Annotated in this window: 24 protein-coding genes; 13 read left to right on the top strand and 11 right to left on the bottom strand. The window is 58.4% G+C overall.

Annotated features, from left to right (window positions below; genetic code table 11):
• The first annotated feature begins 25 nt into the window (after nucleotides 1-25).
• Nucleotides 26-319, top strand: coding sequence for a YciI family protein (locus CW354_RS11165; RefSeq protein ID WP_165793663.1), 294 nt, complete (start codon nucleotides 26-28; stop codon nucleotides 317-319).
• 77 nt (nucleotides 320-396) lie between these two features.
• Nucleotides 397-1,053 (top strand): GntR family transcriptional regulator, encoded by a 657-nt coding sequence (locus CW354_RS11160; protein WP_165793662.1) that lies wholly within the window; start codon nucleotides 397-399, stop codon nucleotides 1,051-1,053.
• Here CW354_RS11160 and CW354_RS11155 read toward each other — a convergent pair.
• Nucleotides 1,048-1,362, bottom strand: coding sequence for a hypothetical protein (locus CW354_RS11155; protein WP_104830165.1), 315 nt, complete (start codon nucleotides 1,360-1,362; stop codon nucleotides 1,048-1,050). The two genes, CW354_RS11160 and CW354_RS11155, sit on opposite strands and share 6 nt — an antisense overlap.
• An 80-nt stretch (nucleotides 1,363-1,442) precedes the next feature.
• Between CW354_RS11155 and CW354_RS11150 the strand changes: the two genes are divergently transcribed.
• The gene (locus CW354_RS11150) at nucleotides 1,443-2,711 is read left to right on the top strand and encodes a Rieske 2Fe-2S domain-containing protein (protein WP_104830164.1); all 1,269 of its coding nucleotides are present in this window, start codon (nucleotides 1,443-1,445) and stop codon (nucleotides 2,709-2,711) included.
• Nucleotides 2,712-2,717: 6 nt separating this feature from the next.
• Nucleotides 2,718-3,515 carry an amidohydrolase family protein gene (locus CW354_RS11145; RefSeq protein WP_104830163.1) on the top strand — a complete coding sequence of 266 codons (798 nt, stop codon included), beginning with the start codon at nucleotides 2,718-2,720 and terminating at the stop codon, nucleotides 3,513-3,515.
• 5 nt (nucleotides 3,516-3,520) lie between these two features.
• Here the strand turns inward: CW354_RS11145 and CW354_RS11140 are convergent, their stop codons facing one another.
• Entirely contained in the window at nucleotides 3,521-4,168 is a 648-nt protein-coding gene (locus CW354_RS11140; RefSeq protein ID WP_104830162.1) for a GntR family transcriptional regulator, read from the bottom strand.
• 44 nt (nucleotides 4,169-4,212) lie between these two features.
• Entirely contained in the window at nucleotides 4,213-5,322 is a 1,110-nt protein-coding gene (locus tag CW354_RS11135) for a zinc-dependent alcohol dehydrogenase (RefSeq protein WP_104830161.1), read from the bottom strand.
• Between the two features lie 267 nt (nucleotides 5,323-5,589).
• Between CW354_RS11135 and CW354_RS11130 the strand changes: the two genes are divergently transcribed.
• The 4 genes from CW354_RS11130 to CW354_RS11115 all read left to right on the top strand — a co-directional run bounded on the left by CW354_RS11130 (nucleotide 5,590) and on the right by CW354_RS11115 (nucleotide 8,569).
• Nucleotides 5,590-6,435, top strand: coding sequence for an amidohydrolase family protein (locus CW354_RS11130; RefSeq protein WP_165793661.1), 846 nt, complete (start codon nucleotides 5,590-5,592; stop codon nucleotides 6,433-6,435).
• Nucleotides 6,436-6,525: 90 nt separating this feature from the next.
• Nucleotides 6,526-7,569, top strand: a complete 1,044-nt coding sequence (locus tag CW354_RS11125; RefSeq protein ID WP_207764768.1) for an aromatic ring-hydroxylating dioxygenase subunit alpha — start codon at nucleotides 6,526-6,528, stop codon at nucleotides 7,567-7,569.
• Between the two features lie 38 nt (nucleotides 7,570-7,607).
• Complete coding sequence (locus CW354_RS11120) at nucleotides 7,608-8,030, top strand: VOC family protein (protein WP_133162285.1); 423 nt, start codon at nucleotides 7,608-7,610, stop codon at nucleotides 8,028-8,030.
• On the top strand, nucleotides 8,027-8,569 hold the full coding sequence (locus CW354_RS11115) for an SgcJ/EcaC family oxidoreductase (RefSeq protein ID WP_104830158.1): 543 nt from the start codon (nucleotides 8,027-8,029) through the stop codon (nucleotides 8,567-8,569). The genes CW354_RS11120 and CW354_RS11115 overlap by 4 nt, the downstream gene beginning before the upstream one ends.
• A 10-nt stretch (nucleotides 8,570-8,579) precedes the next feature.
• Here the strand turns inward: CW354_RS11115 and CW354_RS11110 are convergent, their stop codons facing one another.
• The 5 genes from CW354_RS11110 to CW354_RS11090 all read right to left on the bottom strand — a co-directional run bounded on the left by CW354_RS11110 (nucleotide 8,580) and on the right by CW354_RS11090 (nucleotide 13,554).
• Nucleotides 8,580-9,653, bottom strand: coding sequence for a TAXI family TRAP transporter solute-binding subunit (locus tag CW354_RS11110; protein WP_104830157.1), 1,074 nt, complete (start codon nucleotides 9,651-9,653; stop codon nucleotides 8,580-8,582).
• Between the two features lie 95 nt (nucleotides 9,654-9,748).
• Entirely contained in the window at nucleotides 9,749-10,960 is a 1,212-nt protein-coding gene (locus CW354_RS11105; RefSeq protein WP_133162284.1) for a multidrug effflux MFS transporter, read from the bottom strand.
• A gap of 24 nt (nucleotides 10,961-10,984) precedes the next feature.
• Nucleotides 10,985-11,227, bottom strand: a complete 243-nt coding sequence (locus CW354_RS11100) for a hypothetical protein (RefSeq protein WP_133162283.1) — start codon at nucleotides 11,225-11,227, stop codon at nucleotides 10,985-10,987.
• A gap of 29 nt (nucleotides 11,228-11,256) precedes the next feature.
• Nucleotides 11,257-12,684 (bottom strand): aldehyde dehydrogenase family protein, encoded by a 1,428-nt coding sequence (locus tag CW354_RS11095; protein ID WP_104830154.1) that lies wholly within the window; start codon nucleotides 12,682-12,684, stop codon nucleotides 11,257-11,259.
• Nucleotides 12,685-12,699: 15 nt separating this feature from the next.
• Nucleotides 12,700-13,554, bottom strand: coding sequence for an MBL fold metallo-hydrolase (locus CW354_RS11090; protein ID WP_207764767.1), 855 nt, complete (start codon nucleotides 13,552-13,554; stop codon nucleotides 12,700-12,702).
• Between the two features lie 130 nt (nucleotides 13,555-13,684).
• On the opposite strand from CW354_RS11090, the gene CW354_RS11085 reads away from it, so the two are divergent.
• Genes CW354_RS11085 through CW354_RS11075 form a run of 3 tightly spaced genes read left to right on the top strand, consistent with a single transcriptional unit; the run spans nucleotide 13,685 to nucleotide 17,637 of the window.
• The gene (locus tag CW354_RS11085; RefSeq protein WP_104830153.1) at nucleotides 13,685-15,355 is read left to right on the top strand and encodes a GMC family oxidoreductase; all 1,671 of its coding nucleotides are present in this window, start codon (nucleotides 13,685-13,687) and stop codon (nucleotides 15,353-15,355) included.
• Nucleotides 15,355-16,557: a cobalamin-independent methionine synthase II family protein gene (locus tag CW354_RS11080; protein ID WP_104830152.1), complete on the top strand. Its 1,203-nt coding sequence runs from the start codon at nucleotides 15,355-15,357 to the stop codon at nucleotides 16,555-16,557. Before CW354_RS11085 ends, CW354_RS11080 begins: the two co-directional genes overlap by 1 nt.
• A gap of 15 nt (nucleotides 16,558-16,572) precedes the next feature.
• Nucleotides 16,573-17,637, top strand: coding sequence for an aldo/keto reductase (locus CW354_RS11075; protein WP_104830223.1), 1,065 nt, complete (start codon nucleotides 16,573-16,575; stop codon nucleotides 17,635-17,637).
• Nucleotides 17,638-17,641: 4 nt separating this feature from the next.
• Here the strand turns inward: CW354_RS11075 and CW354_RS11070 are convergent, their stop codons facing one another.
• The 3 genes from CW354_RS11070 to CW354_RS11060 are packed head-to-tail and all read right to left on the bottom strand — an operon-like array spanning nucleotide 17,642 to nucleotide 21,680.
• Nucleotides 17,642-18,736: an LLM class flavin-dependent oxidoreductase gene (locus CW354_RS11070; RefSeq protein ID WP_104830151.1), complete on the bottom strand. Its 1,095-nt coding sequence runs from the start codon at nucleotides 18,734-18,736 to the stop codon at nucleotides 17,642-17,644.
• Nucleotides 18,737-18,754: 18 nt separating this feature from the next.
• Nucleotides 18,755-20,287 (bottom strand): SDR family oxidoreductase, encoded by a 1,533-nt coding sequence (locus tag CW354_RS11065; RefSeq protein WP_104830150.1) that lies wholly within the window; start codon nucleotides 20,285-20,287, stop codon nucleotides 18,755-18,757.
• Nucleotides 20,288-20,291: 4 nt separating this feature from the next.
• Nucleotides 20,292-21,680: an MFS transporter gene (locus CW354_RS11060; protein WP_165793660.1), complete on the bottom strand. Its 1,389-nt coding sequence runs from the start codon at nucleotides 21,678-21,680 to the stop codon at nucleotides 20,292-20,294.
• Nucleotides 21,681-21,958: 278 nt separating this feature from the next.
• On the opposite strand from CW354_RS11060, the gene CW354_RS11055 reads away from it, so the two are divergent.
• Both CW354_RS11055 and CW354_RS11050 read left to right on the top strand, forming a co-directional pair.
• Nucleotides 21,959-23,173, top strand: coding sequence for an acyl-CoA dehydrogenase family protein (locus CW354_RS11055; RefSeq protein ID WP_207764766.1), 1,215 nt, complete (start codon nucleotides 21,959-21,961; stop codon nucleotides 23,171-23,173).
• A gap of 314 nt (nucleotides 23,174-23,487) precedes the next feature.
• Nucleotides 23,488-26,283, top strand: coding sequence for a TonB-dependent receptor plug domain-containing protein (locus tag CW354_RS11050; RefSeq protein ID WP_165793659.1), 2,796 nt, complete (start codon nucleotides 23,488-23,490; stop codon nucleotides 26,281-26,283).
• Nucleotides 26,284-26,366: the final 83 nt, after the last annotated feature.

The following is a 26,366-nucleotide window of genomic DNA, read 5'->3' as shown; positions in this document are numbered from 1 at the left end:
TTTGACGAGAGGGAGGAGTACGCCCATGCCGCATTTTCTCGTGGAATATGAGGAGCTCGGAAATCCCGAGGCGCGGGAGGAGAAACGCGCCGACCACATCGCCTACCGCAAGGGGCTTGGCGAGAAGATGCCTCTGGCCGGGCCGCTGCTCGACGATCAGGGAGATCCGAATGGCAGCGTAGTGATCCTTGAGGCGGAAAACCTGAAGGACGCCAGTGACTTGGCTGCGTCCGACCCATTCGTGGGACATGGCGTGCTGCGCCTGGTCAGTGTTCGTCCCTTCCGGATTGCGGCAATGAAGCCGCCAGCAGCGCGATGAGAGAATCTGTTCAATTTTCTAACAACAGTGTAATACGGTCCGATATCCAAATATCGATTGAGGGCCACTTGCAGGAAATGGAAGAATTAACCGTCGCTGTCCCCGTGAAGATCGCGGACAGGCTGCGGGGGATGATCGCCCGGGGCGCGCTCCCGGCGGGACTGAGGCTCGGACAAAAAGAGCTTGCCGAACAATTCAACGCAAGCCGGGTGCCCGTTCGAGAGGCCCTGAAGCTTCTTAGTTCGGAAGGCATCGTCGATCACGATCCCAATCGCGGGTTCTTTGTCGCGCGTCTGTCGAGCGACGAAGCGCGCCAGCTTTTCCGCATGCGCGATCTGATCGAAGACGAACTCCTGACGACGATCGAGTGGCCGACTAAGGCGCAACTGAATGTTCTGCGCGCGCATGCGGCGCGCCTCGAGAAGCTTCTGGACGAAGGCGACCGTCTGTCCTGGTGGGATGAACACCGGCGCATACACGAAGAAATTTTCAATTTGTCGCCGAACAAGATCATCGTCAATGAAGCGATGCGATTATGGACGTTGACGGACCGCTTTCGGGCGATCCTTCCAATGCCGCGCAGAGAGAGCGCAGAGCGTAATATCGTCAACAAACATAATCTGGTTGAAGCTCTGGCTCAAAAAGACAGGGAAAAACTGCTGGCCGTGCGCCGGGAGCGGCGCCATGCTTTTCAGGAGCTGGTGCTCGAAACTCTCGAATATCGCAGCCTATAAATCGATCTCCCCGTCGAATGAGGCAAGCGCCTGGCGCAGCACTCCCGCCGCAGCGATCGGCTGGGGGTTGAGGCCGATCAGGTCATGGGCCTGATGCACAGCCTTTTGCAGGGCTGCGAGATCCCGCCGGGCTTGGCTGTCGCGGCGCTTTTCCTCGGCGCGCGCGCCTATGATTCGCCAGATTTGGTCGAGCTCGGCCTCGCGGTAAATGAAGTGCTCTTCCGACCGGGACGCGCGGATTCGCTCGGTCATTGCCTCAAGCGTCCGCCGGGAGACGGCCTCAATGTCGCAGATATCGTCCAGATCCATGGATTGCCCTTTTTTCGGCTGGAGTTTAATGTCTAACACATATAGAATACTATTTTGACTAACAATAGAGGAGTCTGGCCATGCTTTCACGCGAAGAAAACGAGCTTCTGGTGCGCGTTGGCCCCGGCACGCCCATGGGAGAACTGATGCGCCGCTTCTGGCTGCCGGCGCTCCTCGAAAGCGAACTTCCTGAAAGGGACGGCAAGCCGGTTCGGGTCCGGCTGCTCGGGGAAAACCTGGTGGCGTTTCGCGACACTGAAGGGCGGATCGGTCTGCTCGACGAACACTGCCCCCATCGGCGGGCGTCGCTCGCGCTTGCGGTTAATGAAGAATGCGGGCTGCGCTGTCTCTATCACGGCTGGAAATTCGACGTGAACGGACAATGCGTCGACACGCCAACGGAGCCGGAGGGATCGGGATTGGCGAAGCGCATGCGCGTGACATCCTATCCGGTGCATGTCGCCGGCGGGATGGTCTGGACCTATATGGGGCCGGCGGAGGAAAAGCCGGTCTTTCCCGAGTTTCCCTGGTTGTCCATGGAAGAAGGGCATGCCGAACCTTTCAAGTTGATGGAAGACTGCAATTACGCCCAGGCGGTGGAAGGAACGGTCGACTCCGCGCATGCGGGCGTGCTGCACCGCTCAAGTCCTTGGACCCATGAAGCAAAATATCCGCACGAAAAAGATCTCCGGCCGAAGCTCGAAGTGGAAATGACGAATTACGGTTTGCGTTATTGCGCCGTCAGATCGCTGAATGAGGAGATGTCTCATGCGCGGGTGACGCAGGTGGTGCTGCCATTCTGGACTTTCATCCCGCCCGATGGCGGGAATGCCCCTGAATTCCGGCGCGAACGGCGGCTAGTCAACGCCTTTGTGCCGCGCGACGACTATTCGACCTGGCACATTCAGTGGTTTTTTGACGAGAAGTATAAAATCGACCGCGAGCATCGCAATGAAGAGGGTGGGCACTGGCACGACGAGAACTTCCGCAAGCTTGTTAATAAGGACAACTGGTATAAACAGGACCGGGACATGATGAAAACTGAAAATCTCTCGGGCATTGTGGGCGTCGTTACTCAGGACCATGCGGTTAGCGAAACGCAGGGGCCGATTCTTGATCGCACCAAAGAACATCTTGGCCGGTCGGATATGGCGGTCGTCGCCTGGCGGCGGGCGGTGATGCGCGCGGCGGCGGCGCTGCAGGAAGGCGAAAAGCCGAAAGCAGCTACTGCGCATATCGACTGGTCGCAAGTGACAGCCGAAACCTTCACATTCCCCAAAACATCTGAGTGGAAAAAAGAATTGCCGCTGCCGAATGAATTTCGCGCCGACATTTCAAGCGCCGCCTGACCGCGGATGATTGTTGACGCGCATTGCCATGTTTCGACCCGCTGGTATGAGCCGGTCGAAACGCTGCTCTTTCAGATGGATCGTTGCGGCGTCGATAAGGCCGTGCTTGTGCAGCTTCTCGGCGCCGTCGAAAATGATGATATGATGAGCGCCTGCGCCGCACATCCCGACCGATTCCGCTTTGTGGCGGCGATCGACCCGGAATGCGACGATCCCCGGGGGGCAATGGAAAAAGCGGCCGATGCGGGTGCGGCCGGCCTGCGTTTTCGGCCCGGATTTCGCGCTGCGAAAGGAGATTCGCTCGGCCCATGGCGTGCGGCGGAAGAATTCGGCATGGCCGTCAGTTGCGTCTCTCCTGCGGCGCAGTTCGTGGACGGTTCGCTTGAGGAAGCGGCCCGGGCCTGTCCCCATCTTATGATCGTGCTTGAGCATCTTGGCGGGCTCGCCAGACCTGATGTCGGCGACCGTGACGCCATGATGCAGAAAGTGCTGGCGCTTTCTGCGCTTCCCAATGTTCTTCTGAAAGTTCCGGGCCTCGGTCAGCTTGCGCCGAGGCGCAAGTCATTCGATCAGGGCGATGAGCACCCTCTCGAACTCGATGGCGTGCACAGCATTCTGGAAAGAACGCGCGCCGCCTTCGGCGACGAAAGACTACTGTGGGGAAGCGACTTTCCGCCGGTCGCGGCGCGTGAAGGCTATGCGCAGGCGCTTGAATGGGCGCAGAATGCGTGGCGCGAAATCGGCGCCGATTCCAGTGCGATCTTCGGCGGAAACGCGATTCGCGTTTTCGGTTTTCCAGCGTGAAAAGCTCAGCGCATGGCGGTGTCGGCGGAGGCGTCCCCCAAAACCGAAATCAGCAGGTTTTCTACGCGGTCCCGGTCTGCGTGGTACTTGCTCAACAGTGCCGAGCGATCACGGCGTTCTAGGGCGTCCACCAGCGCGCGTTCGGGACTTCCGCTTTTATCACCGGGAAGGACGGCGCGATAGCGGTCGGTGAGCGACCATAATCGCAGCGCCTCGCGCAGCAGCACTTTTTCCGGCGACAATTCAAAAATCGAGCGCCGCAATTGTTCAAGCGCCGCCGCCCAGCCAAGCCGGTCGCGCATATCGGCGAGACGGTCAAGCTCTTCAAAGCCGCGGCGGAAATCTTTGAGTTCCTCGTCCGTCGGCCAGCGCACGCCGGCGAGCAGCTCGGCCTCGATCCAGCGGCGTAGCCGGTAGAGCTGCTTGGCTTCGTCGAGCGACAGTTTGCTAACGAAATATCCGCGATTGTGATCGTGCTGGAGAAGATCTTCTGCTGCGAGTTGCTTCAACGCTTCGCGGACCGGCACCTTGCTCATGCCGAATCGCTTTGCGAGTTCCGCCTGTCCCAGATGCTCGCCCGGCGCCAATGCGCCTCGAATGATCATGGAGCGCAATGTGTCGACGATTTTGTTCGGTGAGGTCTTGGCCGTCATAGGTTTGAAAGTCCAAATTTAGCGTTTTCTATTATGGAGTTGTTCTAAGCCTTTTTCCAAGGGCTGACCGTCACGTGAATAGCGTTGTCAACATGGCGGCCTGCAGTGGCCAGCACTGCTTTGTGGACATCTTCAAGGCCGTAGTCGTGAGAACATAAAAGTTCGACCGGCCACCGACCGGAGGCGGCTAATTTAAGGGCTGATTCGACTGCGCGGTAACTGTGGCCGCGCGGCGCTTTGACAGTGAGATAGCGCTTTTTGATTTCGCCGATCGGTGCCGATTGCCCGAGGCCGTTGAGGCTGAGCCAGGCCCCCTTTGCCGAAAGCGCGATGGCCTGCTCCGCGATTTCGCCCGACGGGTCGCCGGTCGTGTCGACCACCACATCGACTCCGCGCCCGCCCGTGGCCTTCATGACCGCCTTTGACAAATCCTCTTCTTCGGTATTGACGGCTATATCGGCGCCGAGTTTCAGACTGACGTCGAGACGCGCGCGGTCGCGGGTCAGCCCGGCGATGATGACGGTTTGCGCGCCTGCGGCTTTTGCGGCAAGGGCGCAACCAAGTCCCTGCTGTCCGGGACCGAAGACAAGAACATGGCTGCCGAACTTTGCGCCGCCGTCCAGCACCGCCCATTGGACGCCGTTGCCGAGAGGAATAGCGAGCGTGGCGACGCGCGCATTCATGCCGTCGGGAACCCTATGAATGACGGCGTTTGGCGCAAGATACATGTATTCGGCGAAACCGCCCCAGAGATGCGGGGCGATATCGGCGTTGCAGGTGCCGTAGCGGACCGTGTTGAATCTGTCCTTCACGTTGAAAAAATCGGCTTCCATGCAAAGGCGGAAATCGCCCTGCAGGCACCATTCACAGCGCCAGCAGGGAAGATATTCATGCAAGGCGATGCGATCGCCTTTCTTAAGGCCCCAGCGTTTGGCGGCGATTTCGCCCAGCTCTTCGACTGCGCCCACATTTTCGTGCCCCATAATGCAGGGGGCCGTATTCGGCTTGCGGTACATTTCCGGATCGCTGCCACCAACGCCGGCGCATTCGACCTTCAGCAGCCCTGCGCCGGGCGGTATTTCCGGGCGTTCGAATTCGCGAATCTCGCATGTCTCGATGTCAGTTTTGACGCTCGCGCGCACCGGGCTTTTCATTTCAGCCTCTTTCTCCCCAGGATGCGGGCCCACGGTTGGCGCGTCTTTACGCTGAGACGTCCGGGCAACCCTAAGTTTATATGCCTGCAGGTCTTTTCAACTTGGAATTGTTTTGACGCCGCATTCGAATATTATACTCTTTTGTATAGATATAATGTCTCGGAGATGGCTTTGTGTCAAAGTCGCAATCATCAGCCTCTATTAAAATGACTAACGAAAATGTAGAATATTATGCAGAATTTCAATTCCGCGACAGAGGCGCAGACAATGCACATCATCGACAGCCACGCGCATGTGGTTTCCGACGAGCCCGACCGGTTTCCGGCTGTTTCCGAAGCTTATCGTGCGGCGCTTCAGGCCGAGGACGGGCCCATGACATGGCGCCGTCTGCTCGGGGAAATGGATGACGTTCATGTTGCGCGGTCTTTGATCGTTCAAAGGACCCAATATTACCGCTTCGATAATAGCTATCTCCTTGAATCAGCTTCACTTTCAGGCGGGCGCTTGGTTCCTGTCTGCGCCGTGGACGGGCGCAGCGAGGGGGCTGGCGCAATGGTGCGCGCCCTCGCCAGGGAAGGCGCGGCCGGCTTCAGGCTGATGGCGAAAATAGGCGAGGAAAGCTTCGACTGGGTCGCCGGGCCGACGGCCGAGAAGGTCTGGCGGGCCTGCGCGGATCATGGGTTGCCGCTTTGCGTTCACTTCTTTCCCTGGAATCGCGAGGCGGGAATACCGCTTATGCTGGAGATGCTTGAGGGCGTGCGCGGCCTGCCCGTGGTGGTGGATCATCTCGCGAATGGAGCAATCGAACTGGAAGGCGAGGGGGGCGTCGATGATCTTGTCAGAGCTATGGCGGATTATGACGAGATTTACTTGAAATTCACCACTATTCCGCTGGGGCGCCTCAAAAGCGAGGGCATTCCGGCGGGCGAGATTTTGGCGAATTTCGCGACTCTTTTTGGCTGCGAGCGGCTGATGTGGGGATCGGATATCTCTCAATCGCCTGGCGCTTATGGGGACATGGTGGGACTCGCCCTCGAAGCGACGGCCGCCTTCAGCGTGGAGGAGCGCGCCCTTATGCTCGGCGGCGCGGCGTCTGCGGTGTATTGTCTTTGAGGCGGTGCGGCGAGATTCAATTCTTGAAGTGGTATACCAAATTGTCTAACAAGTTTGGGTGAGGACAGAGCGTCGATAGGGTAACGGACAGTGACCTTTCTCAAGAATTGCTGGTATGCGGCGGCCTATTCCTCGGAAGTTGAGGACAAGCCTTTCGGTAGAATGCTGCTCGGCGCGCCGGTGGCGATTTATCGAAAGACAGACGGTTCTCCCGCGGCGCTTCACGACCGCTGCCCCCATCGCTGTGCGCCGCTTTCGAGAGGCGCGGCCCATGGCGACAATATCGAGTGTCCCTATCACGGGCTGAAATTCTCGCCGGACGGCGCTTGCGTCTATAATCCGCACTACGATGAAATTCCGCGCGCAGCGCAGGTGCGCAGTTTTCCTGCGATAGAAAAATACGGATTCATCTGGATCTGGCCGGGAGCGCCGGAAAATGCGGACGAGTCGTTGCTGCCCGATTTCGGGTTTCTAACACGTTCGGATTATTCGACCGTTTCCGGGTATCTGCGCGTGGAGGCGAACTACCAGCTTATTGTCGACAACCTTCTCGACCTAAGTCACGCCGCCTATCTGCATCCTGATTTTGTCGTGCCGGGCATGTCCACGGAAGCTCGCCTTCGGGGGACCGAGGCTGAACTGGTGCGCGACGAGCGAAGCATTACTGCAAAAAGGATCCGCCGGGCCCAGCCCCCAAACGGACCCACGCGCAATATATTCGGCTTCGATGATGAACGCATGGATTCGCGCTCGCATATGCAATGGTTTCCGCCATCCCTGTTGAATTTCGATCTCGGCGCCGTGCGCACGGGCGAACCGGAAGAGACCGGTCTTTGCATCCCTGCAGTTCACGCGATTACGCCTGAAACGGAAACAACCAGCCATTATTTCTTCGCCCAAGCGCGCAATGTAAAGCTTGACGATCCGAAAGTGGACGAGGCGCTCCTCAACATGCTCGATACGGCCTTCCGCACGCAGGATGAGCCGATGATTGAAGCTCAACAGCAGGTTCTATTGACGAGCGATTCCAATGAGGAACTCGATCGTCTCCTGTTACGAACGGATGCGGCGCCGATCGCCGTGCGCAGAATGCTGTCTAAACTCATAGCGGAAGAACAGTCCTCGGCGGATTGAACCCTGCCGGTTGGGCGCCGCCGGAAGAGGCCGGCCTCATGCTGTATCACGCGGCGATATGCATCAGAGACGTTGAGAGAAGCGCCCGCTTTTATGACAGCGTGCTCGGCGTTATTGGCATGCGCCGGGTTTGGGATCTCACGCCGGATGCTGTCGGCTATGGAATCGGACGGGCCGAGTTCTGGATACAAACGCCGGCGCATCAGAAATCCGGAAATTATTCCCAACATTGTCATTACGCTTTCGCATGCCCTGACAGGGATACGCTGAAACGCTTGTTCGAGGCTGCGATGGAAGCGGGTGCGAAAAGCGAGGCCGAACCGGCGCTCGTGCCGGAAATCCGCGCCGATTATTTCGGCGCCATGTTTCAGGATCTGGACGGCAACAAGGTGGAGATTCTGGTCTATCGCGAGCCGGAACACAGTGAGGATTTCAGCAACAGACGGAAGGATGACTTATGACGGATTCAGCGAACGACGCCGGGCCCTCCTTATCCCGGCGCGTATTTGCAGCCGCGCCGATCGCCGCCGGTGCGGCGGGGCTGTTTGGCGCGTCGCAAGAGGCGAGCGCGGCCGGGGCTGTAAAACTGAGCGCCGGAGACCGCTTGGAGATCATGGAGCTTCTCAGCCGCTACGCCTGGGCTTATGATTGCAATGACCCTGAAGCGGCGGCCGCCGCTTTCACGCCGGACGGCTCCATCGAAGCGTTTGGGCAAATCACCAAAGGGCGTGAGGCGATTGTTAAGCTGATTGAGAGCGTATACGAAATTCGCGGGGATAAAATCTGGACCCACCTCATCGATCACTATGTGTTCCAGCCCACGAAGGAAGGCTGCCGGGTTTTTTGCTATTGGACACAGGTCGAGAAAATTGCGCCGAACGAAAACGGCAACATTCGCGCGACCGGCTATTATGTCACCGATTGCGTGCAGCATGACGGCGCCTGGCTGATCGAGCGGCGCGCCATCGTTCCTTGGGATGGAAGCAAGCTTCCCTGGTGAAACGGGAAGCCTACTTGATATAGCCCCGTTCGCGATAATAGCGTTCCGCTCCAGGATGCAGGGGCACTCCCTGATTCTTGAAGACGGCGCGCGGCTCCAGTGAATACCGGCGAATCAGCCAAATAAGATCGCCGCGGGCCTCGTCAATGGCTTTCGCGATATCGTAAGCGGCGCCGTCCGGCGTATCGGCCCGGGCGAAAAACGCTTCTCCGTTGCGGCCAACGGTCTCGATTTCACGATCAACGCCCCGGAGAAGCCCCCATTTCACGGTCACGTGCTGATAGTCATCTTGGGCGGCCAGGTCTTCCAGCAGCGCGTCCGGAAGTTGCAGAAAGACGAGATCGTGAGCATAGCTGAGATTCGTCCAGTGGACGCTTTCAAGATTCTGCGCGGGGCTGGCGAGGTCGTCAATGATGACGTCAAATTCGGTATCCGCATCCGCTCCCATGCCGAGATTTATTGATCCGCCCCATTTCTCCACATTTTCTCTGGTCAGGCCGTAATAGGCGAGCACTTCGTTCGCGCCCTGTCCGAATGCGAGAATTTTCACTGGCGTTTTGTTTTTGCGAATGTCGTCAAGGCTGGCGATGTCGCTGTCGGGATGCACGGCGGCCAAAAGAAAAGTCGGGTCTTCAATGCGAGCGATGAGACGCAGATTTTCATAAGGTCCGTCTTTAGCGTAAACGCCACGGCCGTGATAAGCGTCTGCGAGCATGCCGCTTGCCGTTATGCCGAAATCCACCGGAGCGTCGAAACGCGTTTTCGTGCCGTGTTCCAGATCGCTTTCCTGCAGCGCAGGCGGGGCGCCGGCTTCGGAGACGAGGCGCGGCGCCCGGTCGCGATTGCAGTTGCGGCACAAAACGATGTCGTAGCCATAGCCGGCCATCGCTTCTTTCAGGAACTCGCCGAGTTCGCCCCATGGACAGCCTTGGGGGCAAGCCGCAGCAAAAACCGGGCGTTTATTCGCCCAGCCAGTGTCGCCGACTTCAATCGTTTCGCCGACGGGGCCGCCGCTTTGTTCCGCCATGACGGGCGCTGCGAACAACAGACAGGCGGCGGCGATAAGGTTTTGAGCGCGGATCATTCTCCCCTCCAAATTATTATACAATTTGTTTAGTCAATATATCGTATTTTTAGCTGCAAGGCGAGATCGGAGCCCGATTTCGCTTGATCACGGCCTTAAACCACGCCGGGCCTGTTGTTTTTGAGTAAGAACACGGCGCCGGCGGATATTGCGAGGCACGCCGTCATGACCAGGAGCGCCGGGCGCGCGGTGTTGTCGAACAGGGCGCCTGAGGCGAATGCTGCGGCCGTTCCGCAAAAGAACGAAGCGCCGCCCAGGAGCGCCGAGGCCGAGCCCGCGCGCTCAGGATCCACGGACAGCGCGCCGGCGGTGACATTGCCCTGTATCATGCCGACTAAAGTGGTGGTTGCGAAAAAACAGGCAAGCACGACCCAAAGCGCATGCGCGCCGAAAAGGGACGCCATGCAAAGCACGCCCGCGAGCACGGCGCCGGCGAGCCCCATTTTCTTCAAAAGCCAGTCTGCGCGCCGGTGTTTGAGCAATATGCGGTTGATCTGACTGCCGGCGACAAGGCCGGCGGCATTTGCGGCGAAAGCAAAACCGAATTCGATCGGCGTAAGGGCGAAAAGGCCGGACAGAACCGGCGAACTTGCTGCGATATATGCGAACATGGCAGCGAGGTTCATGCCGGTCGCGACGAGGTAGGATCGAAATCCCGGTATCTTCAGTAAGGCTGCGTAAGCTTTGAAAGGGTTTTCGCTGCGCGCGCGACTGCGGGTTGCTTCCGATCGCGTTTCGGGCAGCATCAAGAAAACCGCCAGCGCTAGACCCGCGCCAAAGGCGGAAAGCAGAAAGAAGACGATCCGCCATCCGGAAGCGGCGACGAGAAAGCCGCCGAAAAGCGGGCCGAGCACCGGCGCGGCGCCGGCGACAAGCGCGAGCAGTGAGAAAAAGCGCGCCGCTTCCTGATGATCGAAACAGTCGCGGATCACGGCCCGGATAATCACCATGCAAGCGCAACCCCCAAGCGCCTGCGCGAACCGTGCGCCAATCATTACGCCGATAGCCGGGGCCAATGCGCAGGCGAGAGAGGCGGCCGTATAGACCGCAAGGCCAAGAATCAGCACCGGGCGGCGGCCTAAACGGTCGGAAGCGGGCCCATAGGCGAATTGACCGAAAGCAAGTCCGGCGAGATAGATGGCGACAGTGGCCTGCGCCGCTTCCGCGCTTGCATCGAACTCCGCGGCCATGTGGTCGAGGCCGGGCAAATATAGATCGATCGACAGCGGCGCGACCGCCATCAGCCCGGCGAGCAACGCCGTCAGTTTTTGCCTGCTTGCAAGGCCGGGTGCGAATGCGGACGTCACGGCGTCCTTTTGTGCGCGAAGCGTCTAGCGCCGTTCGTTATCTGCTGCGCTGTTTTTATCAGGACGTTTTGAGGATCCGGCTATTTTGAACAGCACGATCGCGGCGACAGCCATGACCACAATCAACGGCGACCATTTTGCGGCTGAGATGGCGAAGTGAGCGAGTGCATGCGTTGCGCCTTCGGCGTGTTCATGTCCGCCATGGGCGTAAACCGCGGCGGGCGCAATTGATGCAAACAAGGTCGCCAGGATTGTTTTGAGGTTCATTTGTTTCTCCATCGTAGAAAGGCTTTTTGTTACGCATCCCATGGGGCGGCGCGAATGATCGCCTTTGTTTCAAGATAAGATTCGAGGCTGTAAACGCCGAACTGGCGTCCGTTGCCTGAGCGCCCATAGCCGCCAAAAGGGGCCCGGAAGTCAATGGGCGGATAGTTTATGGATACATATCCCGCCCTCAATCGCGCGGCGACGCGGGCGGCGCGTTGCGCGTCGGAAGACTGAACGTAACCGGTTAGCCCGAACGGCGTGCCGTTTGCGATGGCGACCGCTTCATCGTCATCTTCATAAGGTATAATGCACAGAACCGGCCCGAAGATTTCTTCCTGTGCGATTGTCATGGTCGGCTCCACGTCGGTGAATATGACCGGTTTTATGAAGAAGCCTTTATCCAGGCCGCCGGGCCTCTGTCCGCCGGCGGCGCGCCGCGCGCCTTCTTTCTCGCCGGCGGCGATCATGGCCAGAACGCGCTGATATTGCGGGCGGTTGGCGAGCGGGCCGAGCTCAGTGCCTTCGTTCAGGGGATCGCCGACCACAAGCGCCTGCGCAGCGCTGACAGCGATTTCAACGATGTCCTTGTAAAACCGCCGCGGCGCAAGCATGCGGCTGGGCGCGCCGCAGGTCTGGCCGCTATGAAACATCATTGCAGCGACGCCCGTCTTGACCGCCGCTTCGATGTCCGCATCGTCGAGAATGATATTGGCGCCTTTGCCGCCAAGCTCTTGATGAACGCGTTTGATCGTGGGCGCGGCGGCTTGCGCGGCCGCGCCGCCGCCGGCGGCGGAGCCCGTGAAGGAGATCATATCCACATCGGGGTGCGCGCTCAGCGCAGCCCCGGCGGCGGCGTTTCCGAATACCAGATTGAAGACGCCGTCGGGCAGACCGGCTTCGGCGATCGCTTCGGCGACGAGACGCGCAGAGAAAGGCGCGTGCTCGCTCGGTTTTGCAATAACAACGCAGCCGGCGGCGAAAGCAGGCGCGGTTTTGCAGATGAGCTGGCTTGCGGGCGCGTTCCAGGGCGTGATGGCGCCGCTGACGCCAACCGGATCGCGAAGGATTTTACAGCCGCCTTCTATCGTCTCAAAATCGAAGGCGTCGAGAACCTCAAGCGCAATTTCCATGTGCCTCATCGCCATGGCGGCTTGTTGACGGGCGAGACGGAGAGGCGCGCCCATCTCTTGCGTCAGCGCTTGCGCAATCGCTTCTGATTTTTTCTCATAAGCCTGCAAAATGCGCTCGATATAGGCGCAGCGTTCGGCGCGTGTCGTTTGCGACCAGCCGGGAAATGCAGCTTTGGCGGCTGCGACGGCGTCGTCGATATCGCTCTTGGCGCCGAGGGCAACGGACCCGAATTCTTCTTCCGTTGCCGGATTGACGACAGGAAACTGCGTGTCGCCTTTAGACGCACGCCATGCGCCATTGATGAAATGCCTGTCAGCCTGCTTCATAACGCAATGTTTCGTTCAGGTTTTGAGTCGAAAAGCGTCGCCGTCCCGGACGATGCGTCCGGCCGTGGGCTCGGCGAAATGAGTGCCAAGCACCAGTACAGGCTTGCCGGCAAGTTCGGCGAAAACGCGGCGGCGCGTATCGGTGGATTGCGACTTGTCGCTGTCGAAATTGGTGGCCCATTCGGGGTGGGCGAGCTGGCATGGATGATGCGCCATGTCGCCGGTAATGAAGGCGCGCTCGTTCTTCGATTCGAGTTCGACGCTCACATGGCCCGGCGTGTGCCCGGGCGTCGAAACAAGTCGGGCTTCCTCGCAAATTTTGTGATCGGTCTCGACAAGATCGACAAGGCCGGCCTCGAAGACGGGGCGTACGGAATCGTCGAAAACAAGTTGGTGCAGTTGGTCGAATTCCTGATCGCGCCAGAAATCGAATTCAGTCCTGCCCATAAGATAGCGCGCCTTCGGAAAGGTCGGGACCCAGCGCCCGTCGACGAGACGCGTGTTCCAGCCCACATGATCTATGTGTAGATGCGTGCACAGGACGACATCGATATCCTCGGGTGAGAATCCTGCGGCGGCAAGGTTTTCCAGAAACGGCGTCTTCAACTTGTCCATAGGCCCGCCGCCGCGGTCTTTGTCGGAACCGATGCAAGTGTCGACCATGATCGTGACGGAAGGCGTTTCCACGACGAAGGCGTGGAAACTCATTTTGATGTTCCCCTCCTCATCGGCGAAATTCGGACGCAGCCAGTCAATAGCCGCGACCGCTTCGCGGGTGGCGTCGGGCATCAAAAAAGCGCCGTCGGCATGGGGCTCTTCCATATCGACGATGCGGGTTACCGTGATGTCGCCAATGCGCCATTTCAGCATGGGCGCTCATCCTCCTGCGAAAGACGCCGCAGTTTGAAGATTGTCTTACTAAAATGCATACATTCTGGTATAAACCATGAAAAGAAGAATGCAATCCCCGTAATTCTGGCGGGCGGTGAAGGGAAGGAAATTGGCGGATTACGACTATATTGTGATCGGAGCCGGTTCGGCGGGGTGTGTTTTGGCGAACCGCCTGTCCGCAGACCCGTCAATCCGGGTTTTGCTGCTTGAGGCCGGCGGACCTGACAACCATCCGCTCATGGCCATGCCGCTCGCATTCTTGAAGGTAATGAAAGAGCGCGCTTACAACTGGAACTACGAGAGCGAACCCGAACCTTTCGCGGATGATCGGCGAGTGATGCTGCCGCGAGGCAAAACGCTCGGCGGCACGTCATCCATAAATGGCATGGTGTATTCGCGCGGGCACCCGGACGATTACAATGAATGGGCCGATCTCGGACTTTCCGGCTGGGACTTTGAAAGCGTCCTGCCGTATTTTCTGCGTTCGGAGCGCAACTGGCGCGGGGAGGGGGCGCATCACGGCGGGGACGGCCCGCTTGCCGTCTCGAAGATGCGGTCTGACGATGAAATTTTTCCGCGCGTCATGTCGACCGCGCGCGCGCTTGGCTACGATGTTCTCGACGACCATCATGGAGACATTGCGGAAGGATTCGCGCCTGCGGAGTTCACTGTTGACAAGGGACGCAGAGCCTCAACATCAGCGGCTTTTCTGCGCCCTGTGCTTAGTCGGCCGAATCTTACTGTGAAGACGCGCGCGCTGACGCGGCGTATTCTTATCGAAAAATGCGAAGCCGTCGCTGTTGAGTATGAGCATGGCGGCAAAGTCGAGACAGCCCGGGCTGAAGCCGAGATCATTCTGTGCGCCGGCAGCTTTAACTCCCCGCAACTGCTCCTGCTGTCCGGGGTCGGCCCGGCTGACGAATTGCATGAGGCCGGGGTTGCGCCGGTGCATGATCTGCCCGGGGTCGGCCGCAACCTTCAGGAGCATCCGATAACCAGCGTAGGTTATTCGCTGACCCGCCCTGTAGGGTTTGAATCACGCCTTCGCTTCGACCGGCTTGCGCTGACGACCGCGCAGTGGATGTTTTCCCGTTCCGGCGACGCCGTGCAGCTTCCCATTACAGGCATGGGCTTCATGCGCACGAAGAATGGACTCAACCGCCCCGACATCAAGGCTAATTTTTATCCAACCGGAATCGATTCGCGCATCTGGATGCCGCCCTTCCGCAAAGGCATCGGTCATGTCATGTCGGCCATGGCGGTAATGCTTCATCCTGAAAGCCGGGGCTGGGTGAAGCTTCGTTCGGCCGATCCAAAAGCGCCGCCGCGAATAAGACTTAATCTATTGGAGGCGCCCGAGGACCGCGCCGTTCTTCGCCGCGCCGTGCGCCGTCTGCGGGAATTCTTCCGGACGCCGCCCATATCGGAACTGATCGGCGAAGAATTGTGGCCGGGCCCCGGCATTGAAACTGACGAAGCGCTCGACGCCCTTCACCGCCGCACTGTCGTCACAGCGCATCATTCCGCCGGCGCGTGCGCTATGGGCGTCGGCCCCGATGCGGTGACGGATGCGCGCTTGCGCGTGCGCGGCATAGCGAAACTGCGGGTTGCTGATGCTTCGGTTATGCCGCGGGTTGTTGGCGGCAACACCAATGCGCCGGTCATCATGATCGCGGAAAAAGCGGCGCAATTGATTTTGGACGACAGGAACGGCGTTCAGAACGCGCCTGAGCGCTACAGCCAATATAACAGAAAAGACGCAATCAGGGAGTTGAGCTAATGACGCAAACGCAAGATCGTATTCTCGCCACGCATGTGGGCAGCCTTGTCCGGCCGGAAGGGCTGGTGAAATATCTGCGCGCCATCGAGGATGGCGCTGACTATAACAAAAGCGCCTACGAAACCTGCTTGAAAGACAGCATCGCAGACGTCGTGCGCAAACAGGCTGACGCTGGTATCGACGTCGTAAGCGACGGCGAATATGGCAAGGGCGTCAACTGGGCGTTCTATATTCATCGCCGCATGACCGGCATCCGCCAGCGTGAAATGACGCCGGAAGAGGAAAAAGATCCGATGCTGAGCCCGCTGGGCGGACCCGACAGGGAGTCGTTTGCGGACTTTTATGCAGAGTACGACAATGTGGGATTTACGCGCCGCCGCCGCATGAGGGTGATATGCGACGAGCCATTGAAATACACCGGCTATGATCAGGTGCGGCGCGACATCGACAATTTAAAAGCCGCTGCCGGTGCAGCGAATGTCGAAGGCGCTTTTTTGCCATGTGTCGCCCCTGCGAGTGCTCTTCCCAACGTCAAGGACGAATATTACGGGACTGAAGAGAAGTTCTTGTTCGCGCTCGCGGAGGTTCTTCGCGAAGAGTACAAGGCCGTCGTCGATGCAGGGCTTAGCGTGCAGATCGATGATGCGTTCATGACGACTCAGTTTGAGCGCATGGTGCCGCCTAAGTCGGTCAAGGAATATCAGCGTTGGGCGCAGATGCGTATTGATGCGCTGAATCATGCGCTGGAAGGCATACCAACGGAAAAAACCCGGTATCATATATGCTGGGGCAGCTGGAACGGCCCGCATATGTTCGATGTGCCTTTCGAATATCTGGTTGATCTCGTGCTGACCCTCAATGTCGGACACTATCTTTTTGAATCGGCCAATCCGCGTCATGAGCATGAATGGCGGATATGGGAGTCCCGCAAGCCCGCGCCCGGCCGCAAGCTTGTTCCCGGCGTCGTAAGTCACGCGACCAATGTCGTCGAGCACCCGCAGCTTGTCGCGGACCGTCTCTCCCGGCTTGCAAGGCTCGTTGGCCGTGAGAATGTCATGGCCGGGACGGATTGTGGCTTCGCACAGAGTCCGTTTTTACGTCGCGTGCATCCGAGCATCCAGTGGGCGAAACTGAAAATGCTCTCCGAAGGAGCGCGGCTTGCCAGCGATGAGTTATGGGGTCGGAGCCGGTCTGCAAGCTAGATGAAGGAAAGCGGCATGCGTTACAAGCTCCTGGGCCGAACCGGATTGCGCGTCAGCGAGGCTGCGCTTGGGACCGCAACTTTTGGAACGGCCTGGGGCTGGGGCGCTGAAGAAAAAGAAGCGCGCAAGATTTTCAACCGCTATGCAGAAGCCGGCGGCAATTTTCTGGATTGCGCCGACGGCTACCAGAACTCGGAATCGGAAAGCCTCATCGGCGGCTTTCTTGAGACCGACCGCGATCATTTTGTGGTCAGCACAAAGTATGGCGGCGGCCCGGGGCGCACGCATTCCGTCTCGAAGACCGGCGCAAGCCGCAAAAACATGCTCCGTTCGCTGGAGAAAAGCCTCCGGCGTCTGCGGACCGACAGGGTCGATATATTCCAGGTTCATTTCGACGACGGCGTTACGCCGGTTGAGGAGATCTTGCGGGGCTTCGAGGATGTCGTGTCGGCGGGAAAAGCGCTCTATGCAGGGTTTTCCAACTTCCCGGCCTGGCGCATCGCGCGCGCCGCGACGCTGGCCGAGGCGACGCATGGGCCGTCAGTTGCATGCATTCAAGCGGAATACAGTCTCGCAGAGCGGTCCATTGAGCGTGAATTGTTGCCTATGGCGGAAGGGCTGGAAATAGGGGTTATGGCCTGGGCGGCCCTCGGGGGAGGACTGTTAAGTGGAAAATATCGAAAACAGGAAAACGCTGACAGCCGCATGAGCAAGGGGGGAGGGCGCGTCCTTAAAGAGGCCGGACCGCGCGAGACGGCCATTCTTGATGCGGTGGAGGCTGTCGCGAAGGAGACCGGCGCAAGCGCGGCGCAAGTTGCGCTCGGCTGGGTTCGCGCGCAGAACGCAAAGCGCAAGGCGTCGATTATTCCGATTATCGGCGCCAGAACGCTTGAACAGCTTGAAGAAAATCTTGCCGCCTTTGCAATGACGCTCGACGAGACGCATGTCCAGCGCCTCGATGCGGCGAGCGCAATTGTGCTTGGCTATCCCCATGATTGGCTTGCGAGCGATCTCGTGCGCAATCTGGGATCCGCCGGCCATGCGGATGAAATTGACGAACCCGGCTATCCTGTCGCATAAAGCGCTATGCGGGTTGGCGGAGACCCGCCTGTTCAAGCAGCGGCAGGACATCCTTGATGAAGCCGCGCACATCCCGCTGATAGTCAATGAAGGTCATCACGGTTCCGTCGAAGCCTGCGTCAGAGAACGCTTTGAGCTTCTCGGCGATCTCCTCGGGCGAGCCGATCATATGCGCGCCGCCGAAACCGGCGAGGGCGCGGTGTTGAATCTCTTTAAGGATTTCCGGCGGCGTGGTTTCCGGTGACGGAATGAGAGAAGGCGGCAAGCCTTTCAGCGCGTCGAAATCGCCGTAATCATGAATGGCGTGACGATAAAATTCATTCGCTTCCTTTGTCGTGGGCCGGCATATGATCCAGGCGCTTGTCCAGACTTCGAATTCTCGGCCGAACTCCTCGCGTCCAATGCGGCGGAGTTCGGCGACGCGGGACCGGGTTTCGTCGAAGTCTTTTTCAAGAACATCCTGAAAGGCTAGATCGGCGTATTGCGCGGCGAAGCGCATGCCGTCCGGCGAGCGGCCGGCGTTCATGATCGGCGGATGCGGACGCGCGATCGGAAGCGGTTTTGAAATTGCTCCCGCCGCCTTGAAATAGGCGCCCTCAAAATCGAATGGTTTCTCTTCCGTCCACAGGCGCCGCACGATCTCCACCCATTCGCGCGCATAGTCGTAGCGGGCGTCCGCGCTCATCACCGGAGAGCCAAACATGGCGAACTCAGCCGGGTTCCACCCGCAAACGACATTGAGGCCGAAACGCCCGCCGGAAATGTGATCGATGGTGGCGCATTGTTTGGCGGCGACGATTGGGTGGATGACCGGCGCATGGACCGTCGCAAAGACATTGATGCGTTTTGTCGAGGCGGCCAGCCCCGCCGCCCATGTCAGGGTTTCATAGTTTTTACCCTGAAAATCCGTTTTTCCGCCGAGTCCTTTCCAGCGTCCGAGCGGAATAAGCGCATCGAGGCCGCCTTCGTCGGCGGCGCGCGCCACATCGAGCACATTGTCCCATGAAAGTTGATACCGCTCAGGCGCAGTCGTCGCTGTAAAACCGCCGTCAAGATTGAATGCGAAGACCCCGAGTTTCAGCTTCTTGTTCTGCGTCATAAACCGGATCCCGTTTTATCAGCCGATTGCGTTCTTCAGAAAATCGACAAGACGCGACCAGTGATGTTCGCTCGCCGCCTTGTCATAAGAAGCGTCTTCGATCGCGAATCCATGATATGTCCCATCATAGATTTCAGTTTCCGCTTCCAAGCCTGCTGCGGCGAGCCGCTCTTTAAGGGATGTGATCGCCTCCGGCTTCATGAACGGGTCCGTTTCGGCGCAACCGAAATAAAAAGTTGCTTTGGGTTTTTTCTCCGCAACAAGGCGGTCCGGACTGTCAGGCGCATCCGTGGACAGATGGCCTCCATGAAAACTTGCAACCGCGCCGATTTCGGCGGGATAGGCGGCGGCGGTCCACATCGCCATGGCGCCGCTCATGCAATAGCCGACGCATCCAAGCGCGGTGTTTTTGACGCCGGAATGCGCGCGCAGCGCACCGATATAAGCGCCGGCGTCGCGCTCTAGCAGGTCCCGGTTCAGGGTGCTGGCGATATTGAGGAGGCGTCCGAAATCGACGGAGCGGTGTACGGATAGCGGAGGATTGAACGGTTCGGCGACGCGATAAAACAGATTTGGAAGGAGAACTGCAAAACCGGCGTTTGCGAGCCGTTCCGCCATGCGCTTGAATGCGGGGCGCACGCCCATAATATCTGTATAAAGAATGACGCCGGGGCTTTGATTTTTGTTTTTCGGCAAAAACAGAAAAGCATCCGCTTCCCCATCTCCCGTGTCGATGAGAATTTTTTCGCCGCCGCTGAGATCCACCGGTTGCGGTTTTTCAAACGACATGCCAAGCCCCAGAGACTGTCCGCCGTCGACGACGACTTCCGTCCCGGTGATGTAAGAGGCCTCGTCAGAGGCAAGGAAAACGGCGAGCGGCGCGACGTCTTCCGGTTCGCCGACGCGTCCGAGCGGCGAAGTTTCAATCTGTTTGTGCAGATTGGTGAACGGGTCATCCATCATTTCGCCGAGGCCGCCTGCGCGGATGAGGCCGGGGCTGATTGTATTGACCCGAATGCCGAAGGGGCCGCCCTCGAGCGCCATATGAACGGTGAGCGCATGCACGCCGGCCTTCGCGGCGCCATGGGCGGACATGGGCATGTCATTGCCGCGGCGTGCGATGATCGAGCCGGTGTTGATGATCGAGCCGCCGTTTTTCATCAGATAAGGCCAGGCCGCCTGGGTAACGAAAAAGATGAGGTCTAGCTCATTGCGGATAGTGAAATTCCATGTCTCCGTCCGCATTGAGGGAAAAGGGCCGACGCGGCCATGCGAGGCATTGTTGTAAAGAATGTCGATGCGTCCGGCGCGTTTTGCCGTTTCCTTGACCCATGCGGCCGCTTCTTTCTCGATAGAAAGATCGACAGGCGCGGCTGAGTTGATTTCGCATCCCGCCTCGCGGGCGAGATCGACGGTTTTATCTGCGCCGGCCTGATCGATATCGCAGCCGAAAACGCGCGCGCCTTCCTTTGCAAAGAGCAGCGCTGCAGCGCGTCCCTGGCCGCTGGCGATGCCGGTGATCAGCGCTGTTTTTCCATCCAGCCTGCCCATCGGATCAATTCCGTTCGAGAGCGGGCGTCTTTGCAAAGAGCGGCGTCCCGCCAGGTTCGCGATTAGGCGGAATTTGGCGTGATACGAAGGCCGCTGCAGTGACGGAGATCATCGTTGAGACGGCGATCAGGACGAAATACCCCGTCGATCCGCCAGCAGTGAGGGCGATCGTTCCGGCGAAAGAGCTTGCGACCGCGCCGAGGCGGCCAAGACCAGCGGCGGCGCCGACACCCGTCGCTTTAACCGTAGGCGGATAAATTGTCGCCGCAAGCGTGTAGACCAGGTTGTGCAGGCCTGCGGAAAACACGCCCATAACGACAAGCGCGATTGCAGGAACAAGAAGGCCTGCCCTGGGATCGAGCGGGAGAATGGCGAGCAGGAGCGCGCTCAAGACGCCGCCAACGCCGATAATATAGCTTATGTTCCGTGTGCCTATCGAGATAATGATCCACCCGGAAAAGACGCCCCCAATGCAGCCGCCAAGATTGTAGGCGGTCATGCCGGCGCTGGTCTGGGCCAAGTTAAATCCACGCTCGGAAAGCATGGTGGGAACCCAGCTGAAGACCGCATAAGCGCCAAGCAGGCAGAAGAAAAAGGCAATCCAGAGGGCCAGCGTGTCGCGCCGGATGCCGGCGCCGAAGAGCTCTTTGACCGAAGCGGAAGCGGTCGTCGCTTCTTCGTCAATCAGTTCAGCATCGTCTGCAATTTCGTATTTGCAGCGTCTTAAAACAGTCAGCAACTCTTTTCGGCGGTCTTTACATCGTGAGAGAAAGCGCGGTGATTCCGGCAACGCGGCGAAGAGAAGCGCGCTGACGCCCATTGAAAGGGCGCCCGCAATTAAAAATAATCCCTTCCATCCGAGCACAGGCAGGACGAAAGACCCGAGCACGCCCGATAAAAATCCGCCGACAGGAATAAAAACCATGCCGAGAGCAATCGCGATCGGACGGCGTTTCGCCGGCGTGAATTCCGAAACCAGCGCTGCGCCATTGGGAATCGCGGCGCCTAGGGCAAGGCCGTCAATGAAACGAATCCACATTAACTGGTGCGTATTCACTGCCAGTGTCGCAACCAGAGTCGCTGCGCCGAAGACGGCAATGCTGAGAATGAGGCCGAACCGGCGCCCGAATCGGTCGCCTAAAGCGCCGCCGCACACCGCGCCGATGCCGACGCCAGCCATGCTCAGCGCGGCCACTTTTGCGAAGGCGTCGCGCTGCTCTCCCCAATCGGCAATCAGTGCAGGGATCGCCAAGCCAAGCACGTGATTGGCCAGTCCGTCGACTATGAAGGCGAGCGCCGCCAGCGCCACGATGAGTTTCTGGTAGCCGGCCCAATCTCCATCGTCGATCAAGGCCGCAATATTGACGGCGGGCGGTGTATTGGCGTCGCTCATGTGGTGAATCTTCCTCCCGAGACCGGTTTGGCTTTGTTTTTCAGGTCCGAAGGCAAGAGTGCATACAAAATTGTATAAAAGCAACTCACCGACTTTTCCGGCGAAAGACAGTCTAAATAGTTGAAAATTAAACATATTTCCGCATTTCAGCGTGCGCCGAGCCACTTGACGGCGGGAAAAATAATATGCAAAAGAGTATCCGATTTTGAGATGAGCGGTTGCCAAAGGCTCCGCGCAAGAGGGAGGCGGCGATAGTGGGCGTTAATCAAGAGGCTGTCTTGAAGAAAAATGCCGCCGTTGGTCCCGCGCCCGAGGCCGGCGTCGATGAAGAAAGCATTTTGCGGGATGTGGCGGCGCTCATGCCGGCGATTCGAGAACGCGCGGCGGAGGTCGACAAAAATCGGCGGGTTGCATCGGAAACCATCGACGAACTCAAACAAGCCTCACTCTTTGCGCTCATGACTCCGCGGGCCTATGGCGGCATGGAAAAAGGCTTCGCCCCTCTGGTAGAGGTTACGCGTGCGCTTTCTTCTGCTTGCGGCTCGACTGGCTGGGTTTACGGGGTTCTTGCCGGGCATAACTGGATGGTCGCACTGTTTCCGCAACAGGCGCAGGACGAGGTCTTTTCCGTAGATCAGTCTCTTACCGCTTCGGTATTTCGTTTGTCAGGCGAGGTTACAGTCGAACAAGATGGCTATCGCTTGAAGAACGGAGAGGGACGATTTTGCAGCGGCGTGGATTTCGCGGATTGGGTTGTCGTCGGTTGTGCTGTCAAGCGGGACGATGACGTTCTTGAACCCCGTTACTTCCTGATTCCCATGAGCGAAGTTGAGGTTGTCGATGACTGGCACACTGCCGGGATGCGCGGCACGGGAAGCAGATCCATACGAATAAAAGACGCGTTTATTCCTGAATACCGGACGGTTCTTTCGGCCGATATCATGAAAGGCACGACGCCCGGCGCAGAGATTCACAAAGAGACCGCGGTTTATTCAGCGCCGTTTCCCGTCGCGCTTCCGTTTTCTTTAATCGGCGCGCCATTGGGCATGGCTGCAGGCGCGCTCGAGGTTTCTCTCGAAGGCTTAAAAAAGAAGTTCGGGGCAATGGATCCCGATCAGGCGGGTGAAAGCGGGTCTTTATTTGCGCGATTGGCTGAATGCTCGACAGATATCGAAGCGGCGACGACGCTTATTTTGGCCGATGCGCGTAAACTCGATAACGCCTCCGACATGAGCATTCTGACACCGCTGGAACGCGCGCGCATGCAGCGCAACCTTGCTTACGCAGCTCAAAAGGCTCGCTACGCGACGACAAAGCTTTTTGAATCAGCCGGCGGCTCTGGGATTTACGACGGGTCGCCCATCCAACGCTTCTGGCGCGATGCAAACTCGTCGACCGCTCATACCGCCTTCGGTTGGGATCAGGCGGCAAGCGGTTATGGCCGTATTGCGCTTGATTTGCCGCCAAGCCGCTTTTCGGGCTTGCGCCGGTAAGGCTTGCGGCGCTGCATCTGTATGTATGAATGCTTTCGCGTCATGCGAAGGCTATCTGACTTTTTGCGCAAATATTCAGCCTACGGCCTTCTTTCTTAATGACAGCCGAGGGATGTGAAAACGCCACACCTCTTCAAAAAATACATATCGGCTAAAATTTATGTAGCTAAGATAGTATACCAATATAGCATACAATAATATGATGCTCCGCATAATCCGCAATAAAGCGGGCAATATGGGTGAGGGAATGCATCATGACAAAGAAGGCAGAAAAGAGAATCGCCGTTTCTAGCTGTCGGCCAGGCATGTTGGGAATGACGGTGTCGGCAATCGCGCTGGCGTTTGCTGCGCCAGCTATTGCACAGGACGAGGAAGTCGAAGACGAACTCGTCGTAACCGGAACGCGCATTCAGGGAATCGATCCCGTCGGGTCGAATGTTCAGGCTATAGGCCAGGAGGATATCGACAATGTCGGTCTGACAAGTTCCGCCGATCTGCTGCGCAAATCACCGCAGGTGCTGTCATTCGCGGGAACGGAAAACCGCGCCGGCGGACGTGAAGTCCAGGGTGAGACGCTCAATACGACATATACAAATTCGCCGAATTTGCGCGGTCTTGGCACCGCGGCGACGCTCAGTCTGGTCAACAATCACCGGGTCCCGCCGATGGGGCCGAACATGCAGGTTTTCGACTCTGCGACGATTCCGTTGATTGCGATGGAGCGCATCGAAATTTTCGCCGACGGCGCATCAGCAATCTACGGGTCCGATGCAATCGCCGGCGTGGTCAACTATATCATGCGCAAACCTTTTGACGGCGCGGAAATCAAGTCCGGTTTCGGATTTGTCGATGGCGCGCAGCGCTGGGATATCAGCGGCGTCTTTGGCCAGGAATGGGATACGGGCGGCTTTATGGTGGCGGCCGAGCACCTTCACCGCGATCATCTGGAAGCCACGCAACGCCCGGACCTTTATAGCGACGACTTCTCGTCCTATGGCGGAGCGCCGTCCTCAACATTCGCCATTCCCGGGAACGTTGTCGTCGGAAACGATATTTACGGCATTCCGTCGGGCGGCGGCGGCGATGTCAATCTCTCGGATCTGTCGACAAGCGTGAATCGCACGAATATCTGGCTCGAAGCAGATGCAAGTCCTGAAATCGATCAGGACAATGTCGTGTTCAACTTCTATCAGCAATTGTTTGAGGGGGTCGAACTTTTCGGCGACGGTTTCTATTCCAACCGCGAGTTCGAGATCGATCAGACCGGTCGCGTCGGGCAGACCATGACTGTCCCGGACACCAACCCTTATAGTCCCTGCAACGCTGCAAATGCGCCTTTCACGAACCCTTACGGGATCATGTGCTCCGGCGCGCTGACGGTGCAGTATAATTATGTGCAGGATTTCGGGGGAGATCGCCGGTTCGGCTATGAAGAAGTCTATAATGGCGTATTTGGTCTGCGTTTCAGCCTGCCCCATGAATGGAGCGGAGAGTTTTTCGGCGCGAAAGGGCATTCCGAAAACCGTTCGAACAATGACACGTTGATCCGCGGTTCGCGGCTTGCAGAGGTCCTGGCGGGGTCTGTAGGCTCCGTTCCGGCGTTCAACCCTTTCTGCGACGGCACGCCCGGATGCAACAGCCCCGAAACTCTTTCCTATATTCAGGGCTTTAATGAAACCGGTTTCGAATTCGACCGCACCCATTTTTCGGCGAATTTAGGCGGCCCCATTTTTTCCGTGCCCGGCGGCGATGTCAGCATCGCAGTTGGCGGCGAATATTATAAAGACGTGTTCGTCAATATCGTCACTGGCAATACGCGCGGACCGGAATCGACAACTCTTACGCCCAGCCCGGCGCGCAAGGTCAAGGCAGCCTTCGGCGAGTTGTACTTGCCCGTGGTTGGTTCCGGCAACGCAATGCCGATGGTCCAGTCGCTTAACATCTCCGCGGCTGTGCGCTTTGAAGATTATAATGACTTCGGCAGCACGACGAATCCGAAAATCGGGGTGGACTGGGTCCCGGTTGAAGGGGTGAAGATTCGCGGCAGCTATGGGACGTCTTTCCGCGCGCCCAGCCTCGCTGACAATAACCCGGCCTCCACAGCGGCGTTGTTGCCGCGCGTCGCCGCGGGCTCCACCATTACGGATGCGAGTTATACCGGCGGCGCAGGTTCCCAACCGGTGACTTACATTGTCGGCGGGAACAGCGCTCTCGGGCCGGAAACGGCGCGCACATGGTCTCTTGGAATTGAGTGGACGCCGCCATCGGTCGAAGGGCTTACGGTCGATCTCACTTACTACAATGTGAAATATGAGGGCAAAGTCGATTTCCCCGCCTTCAACGCCGGCGCTTCGGCTGCGCTCAGCGATCCGGGCTATGACGCCTTTGTGCTTCGGAATCCGCGATTCTTCTCTTCGTCGAAAGTTTCCATGGCGGAATTCGACGCCGTCCTCGCCGCGCTTGCGGCGGCGGCGCCGGTGCCGGAGGTTTCGGGCCTTTTCACTCAATATGAAACGGCGTTCCGGCTTCCGCTTCCCGGGTCGAGCGATCCGAATACGGTGATCGCCGTAATCGATGGCCGCCGGAACAATGTCGGCGTTGTGAAGACAGACGGTCTCGACTTCTCAGCGCGCTATAATCTTGATACGGACTTTGGCGGCTTGCGTTTCGGCGCGCTTGCAACCTATGTTTTGAACTATGAGGAAGCAGCGACGCCATTCCTTCCTCTGTCAGAGCAAGTCAATAATTTCGGTTATCCGCTGAATTTCAGGGGACGTTTGGAAGCTGGCGCCGATATGGGGCGGTTCTCCGGCACTGTCTTCCTCAACTACACGAATTCTTATGAAATAGAATCGAAGTTCAGCGCCGTGCCGTCGGCTACGGACATCGACTCTTATACGACTGTCGATCTGTCGCTGGTTTATCGTACAGAGGACATGTTCGACTGGGCGCCGGCGAACGACATCACGTTTGTTTTCGCTGTGCAGAATGTCTTCGACCAGGATCCTCCATTGGTGCTGAACAACACTTCGCCTGGTGTCCTGTTCGATCCTTCCTATGGCAGCGCTCTCGGGCGGCTGGTCACTTTTCAGCTCAGAAAAGCATTCTGAGTTGAGTGGTTGCAATCGGCTGCCGGGAAGTCGGCGGGAGATTGCACCTTCCTTGACTTGCCCTGCGGGTCCGCCCGCAGGGC

This window comes from Hyphococcus luteus, from assembly GCF_002943565.1.
In the GTDB taxonomy this organism is placed as follows: domain Bacteria; phylum Pseudomonadota; class Alphaproteobacteria; order Caulobacterales; family Parvularculaceae; genus Hyphococcus; species Hyphococcus luteus.
The sequence above is the reverse complement of the archived record's forward strand: the minus strand, read 5'-3'. Positions and strand labels throughout refer to the sequence as shown.

What these genes read in the sequence shown, in the direction of transcription:
- CW354_RS11065 (WP_104830150.1), bottom strand. Translation starts at nt 20,287, where the DNA reads ATGGGCAGGCTGGATGGAAAAACAGCGCTGATCACCGGCATCGCCAGC.
- CW354_RS11135 (WP_104830161.1), bottom strand. Translation starts at nt 5,322, where the DNA reads ATGAAAAGCCCGGTGCGCGCGAGCGTCAAAACTGACATCGAGACATGC.
- CW354_RS11165 (WP_165793663.1), top strand. Translation starts at nt 26, where the DNA reads ATGCCGCATTTTCTCGTGGAATATGAGGAGCTCGGAAATCCCGAGGCG.
- CW354_RS11095 (WP_104830154.1), bottom strand. Translation starts at nt 12,684, where the DNA reads ATGAAGCAGGCTGACAGGCATTTCATCAATGGCGCATGGCGTGCGTCT.
- CW354_RS11050 (WP_165793659.1), top strand. Translation starts at nt 23,488, where the DNA reads ATGACGGTGTCGGCAATCGCGCTGGCGTTTGCTGCGCCAGCTATTGCA.
- CW354_RS11080 (WP_104830152.1), top strand. Translation starts at nt 15,355, where the DNA reads ATGACGCAAACGCAAGATCGTATTCTCGCCACGCATGTGGGCAGCCTT.
- CW354_RS11145 (WP_104830163.1), top strand. Translation starts at nt 2,718, where the DNA reads ATGATTGTTGACGCGCATTGCCATGTTTCGACCCGCTGGTATGAGCCG.
- CW354_RS11110 (WP_104830157.1), bottom strand. Translation starts at nt 9,653, where the DNA reads ATGATCCGCGCTCAAAACCTTATCGCCGCCGCCTGTCTGTTGTTCGCA.
- CW354_RS11150 (WP_104830164.1), top strand. Translation starts at nt 1,443, where the DNA reads ATGCTTTCACGCGAAGAAAACGAGCTTCTGGTGCGCGTTGGCCCCGGC.
- CW354_RS11115 (WP_104830158.1), top strand. Translation starts at nt 8,027, where the DNA reads ATGACGGATTCAGCGAACGACGCCGGGCCCTCCTTATCCCGGCGCGTA.
- CW354_RS11090 (WP_207764767.1), bottom strand. Translation starts at nt 13,554, where the DNA reads ATGCTGAAATGGCGCATTGGCGACATCACGGTAACCCGCATCGTCGAT.
- CW354_RS11060 (WP_165793660.1), bottom strand. Translation starts at nt 21,680, where the DNA reads ATGAGCGACGCCAATACACCGCCCGCCGTCAATATTGCGGCCTTGATC.
- CW354_RS11070 (WP_104830151.1), bottom strand. Translation starts at nt 18,736, where the DNA reads ATGACGCAGAACAAGAAGCTGAAACTCGGGGTCTTCGCATTCAATCTT.
- CW354_RS11100 (WP_133162283.1), bottom strand. Translation starts at nt 11,227, where the DNA reads ATGAACCTCAAAACAATCCTGGCGACCTTGTTTGCATCAATTGCGCCC.
- CW354_RS11160 (WP_165793662.1), top strand. Translation starts at nt 397, where the DNA reads ATGGAAGAATTAACCGTCGCTGTCCCCGTGAAGATCGCGGACAGGCTG.
- CW354_RS11140 (WP_104830162.1), bottom strand. Translation starts at nt 4,168, where the DNA reads ATGACGGCCAAGACCTCACCGAACAAAATCGTCGACACATTGCGCTCC.
- CW354_RS11120 (WP_133162285.1), top strand. Translation starts at nt 7,608, where the DNA reads ATGCTGTATCACGCGGCGATATGCATCAGAGACGTTGAGAGAAGCGCC.
- CW354_RS11075 (WP_104830223.1), top strand. Translation starts at nt 16,573, where the DNA reads ATGCGTTACAAGCTCCTGGGCCGAACCGGATTGCGCGTCAGCGAGGCT.
- CW354_RS11130 (WP_165793661.1), top strand. Translation starts at nt 5,590, where the DNA reads ATGCACATCATCGACAGCCACGCGCATGTGGTTTCCGACGAGCCCGAC.
- CW354_RS11155 (WP_104830165.1), bottom strand. Translation starts at nt 1,362, where the DNA reads ATGGATCTGGACGATATCTGCGACATTGAGGCCGTCTCCCGGCGGACG.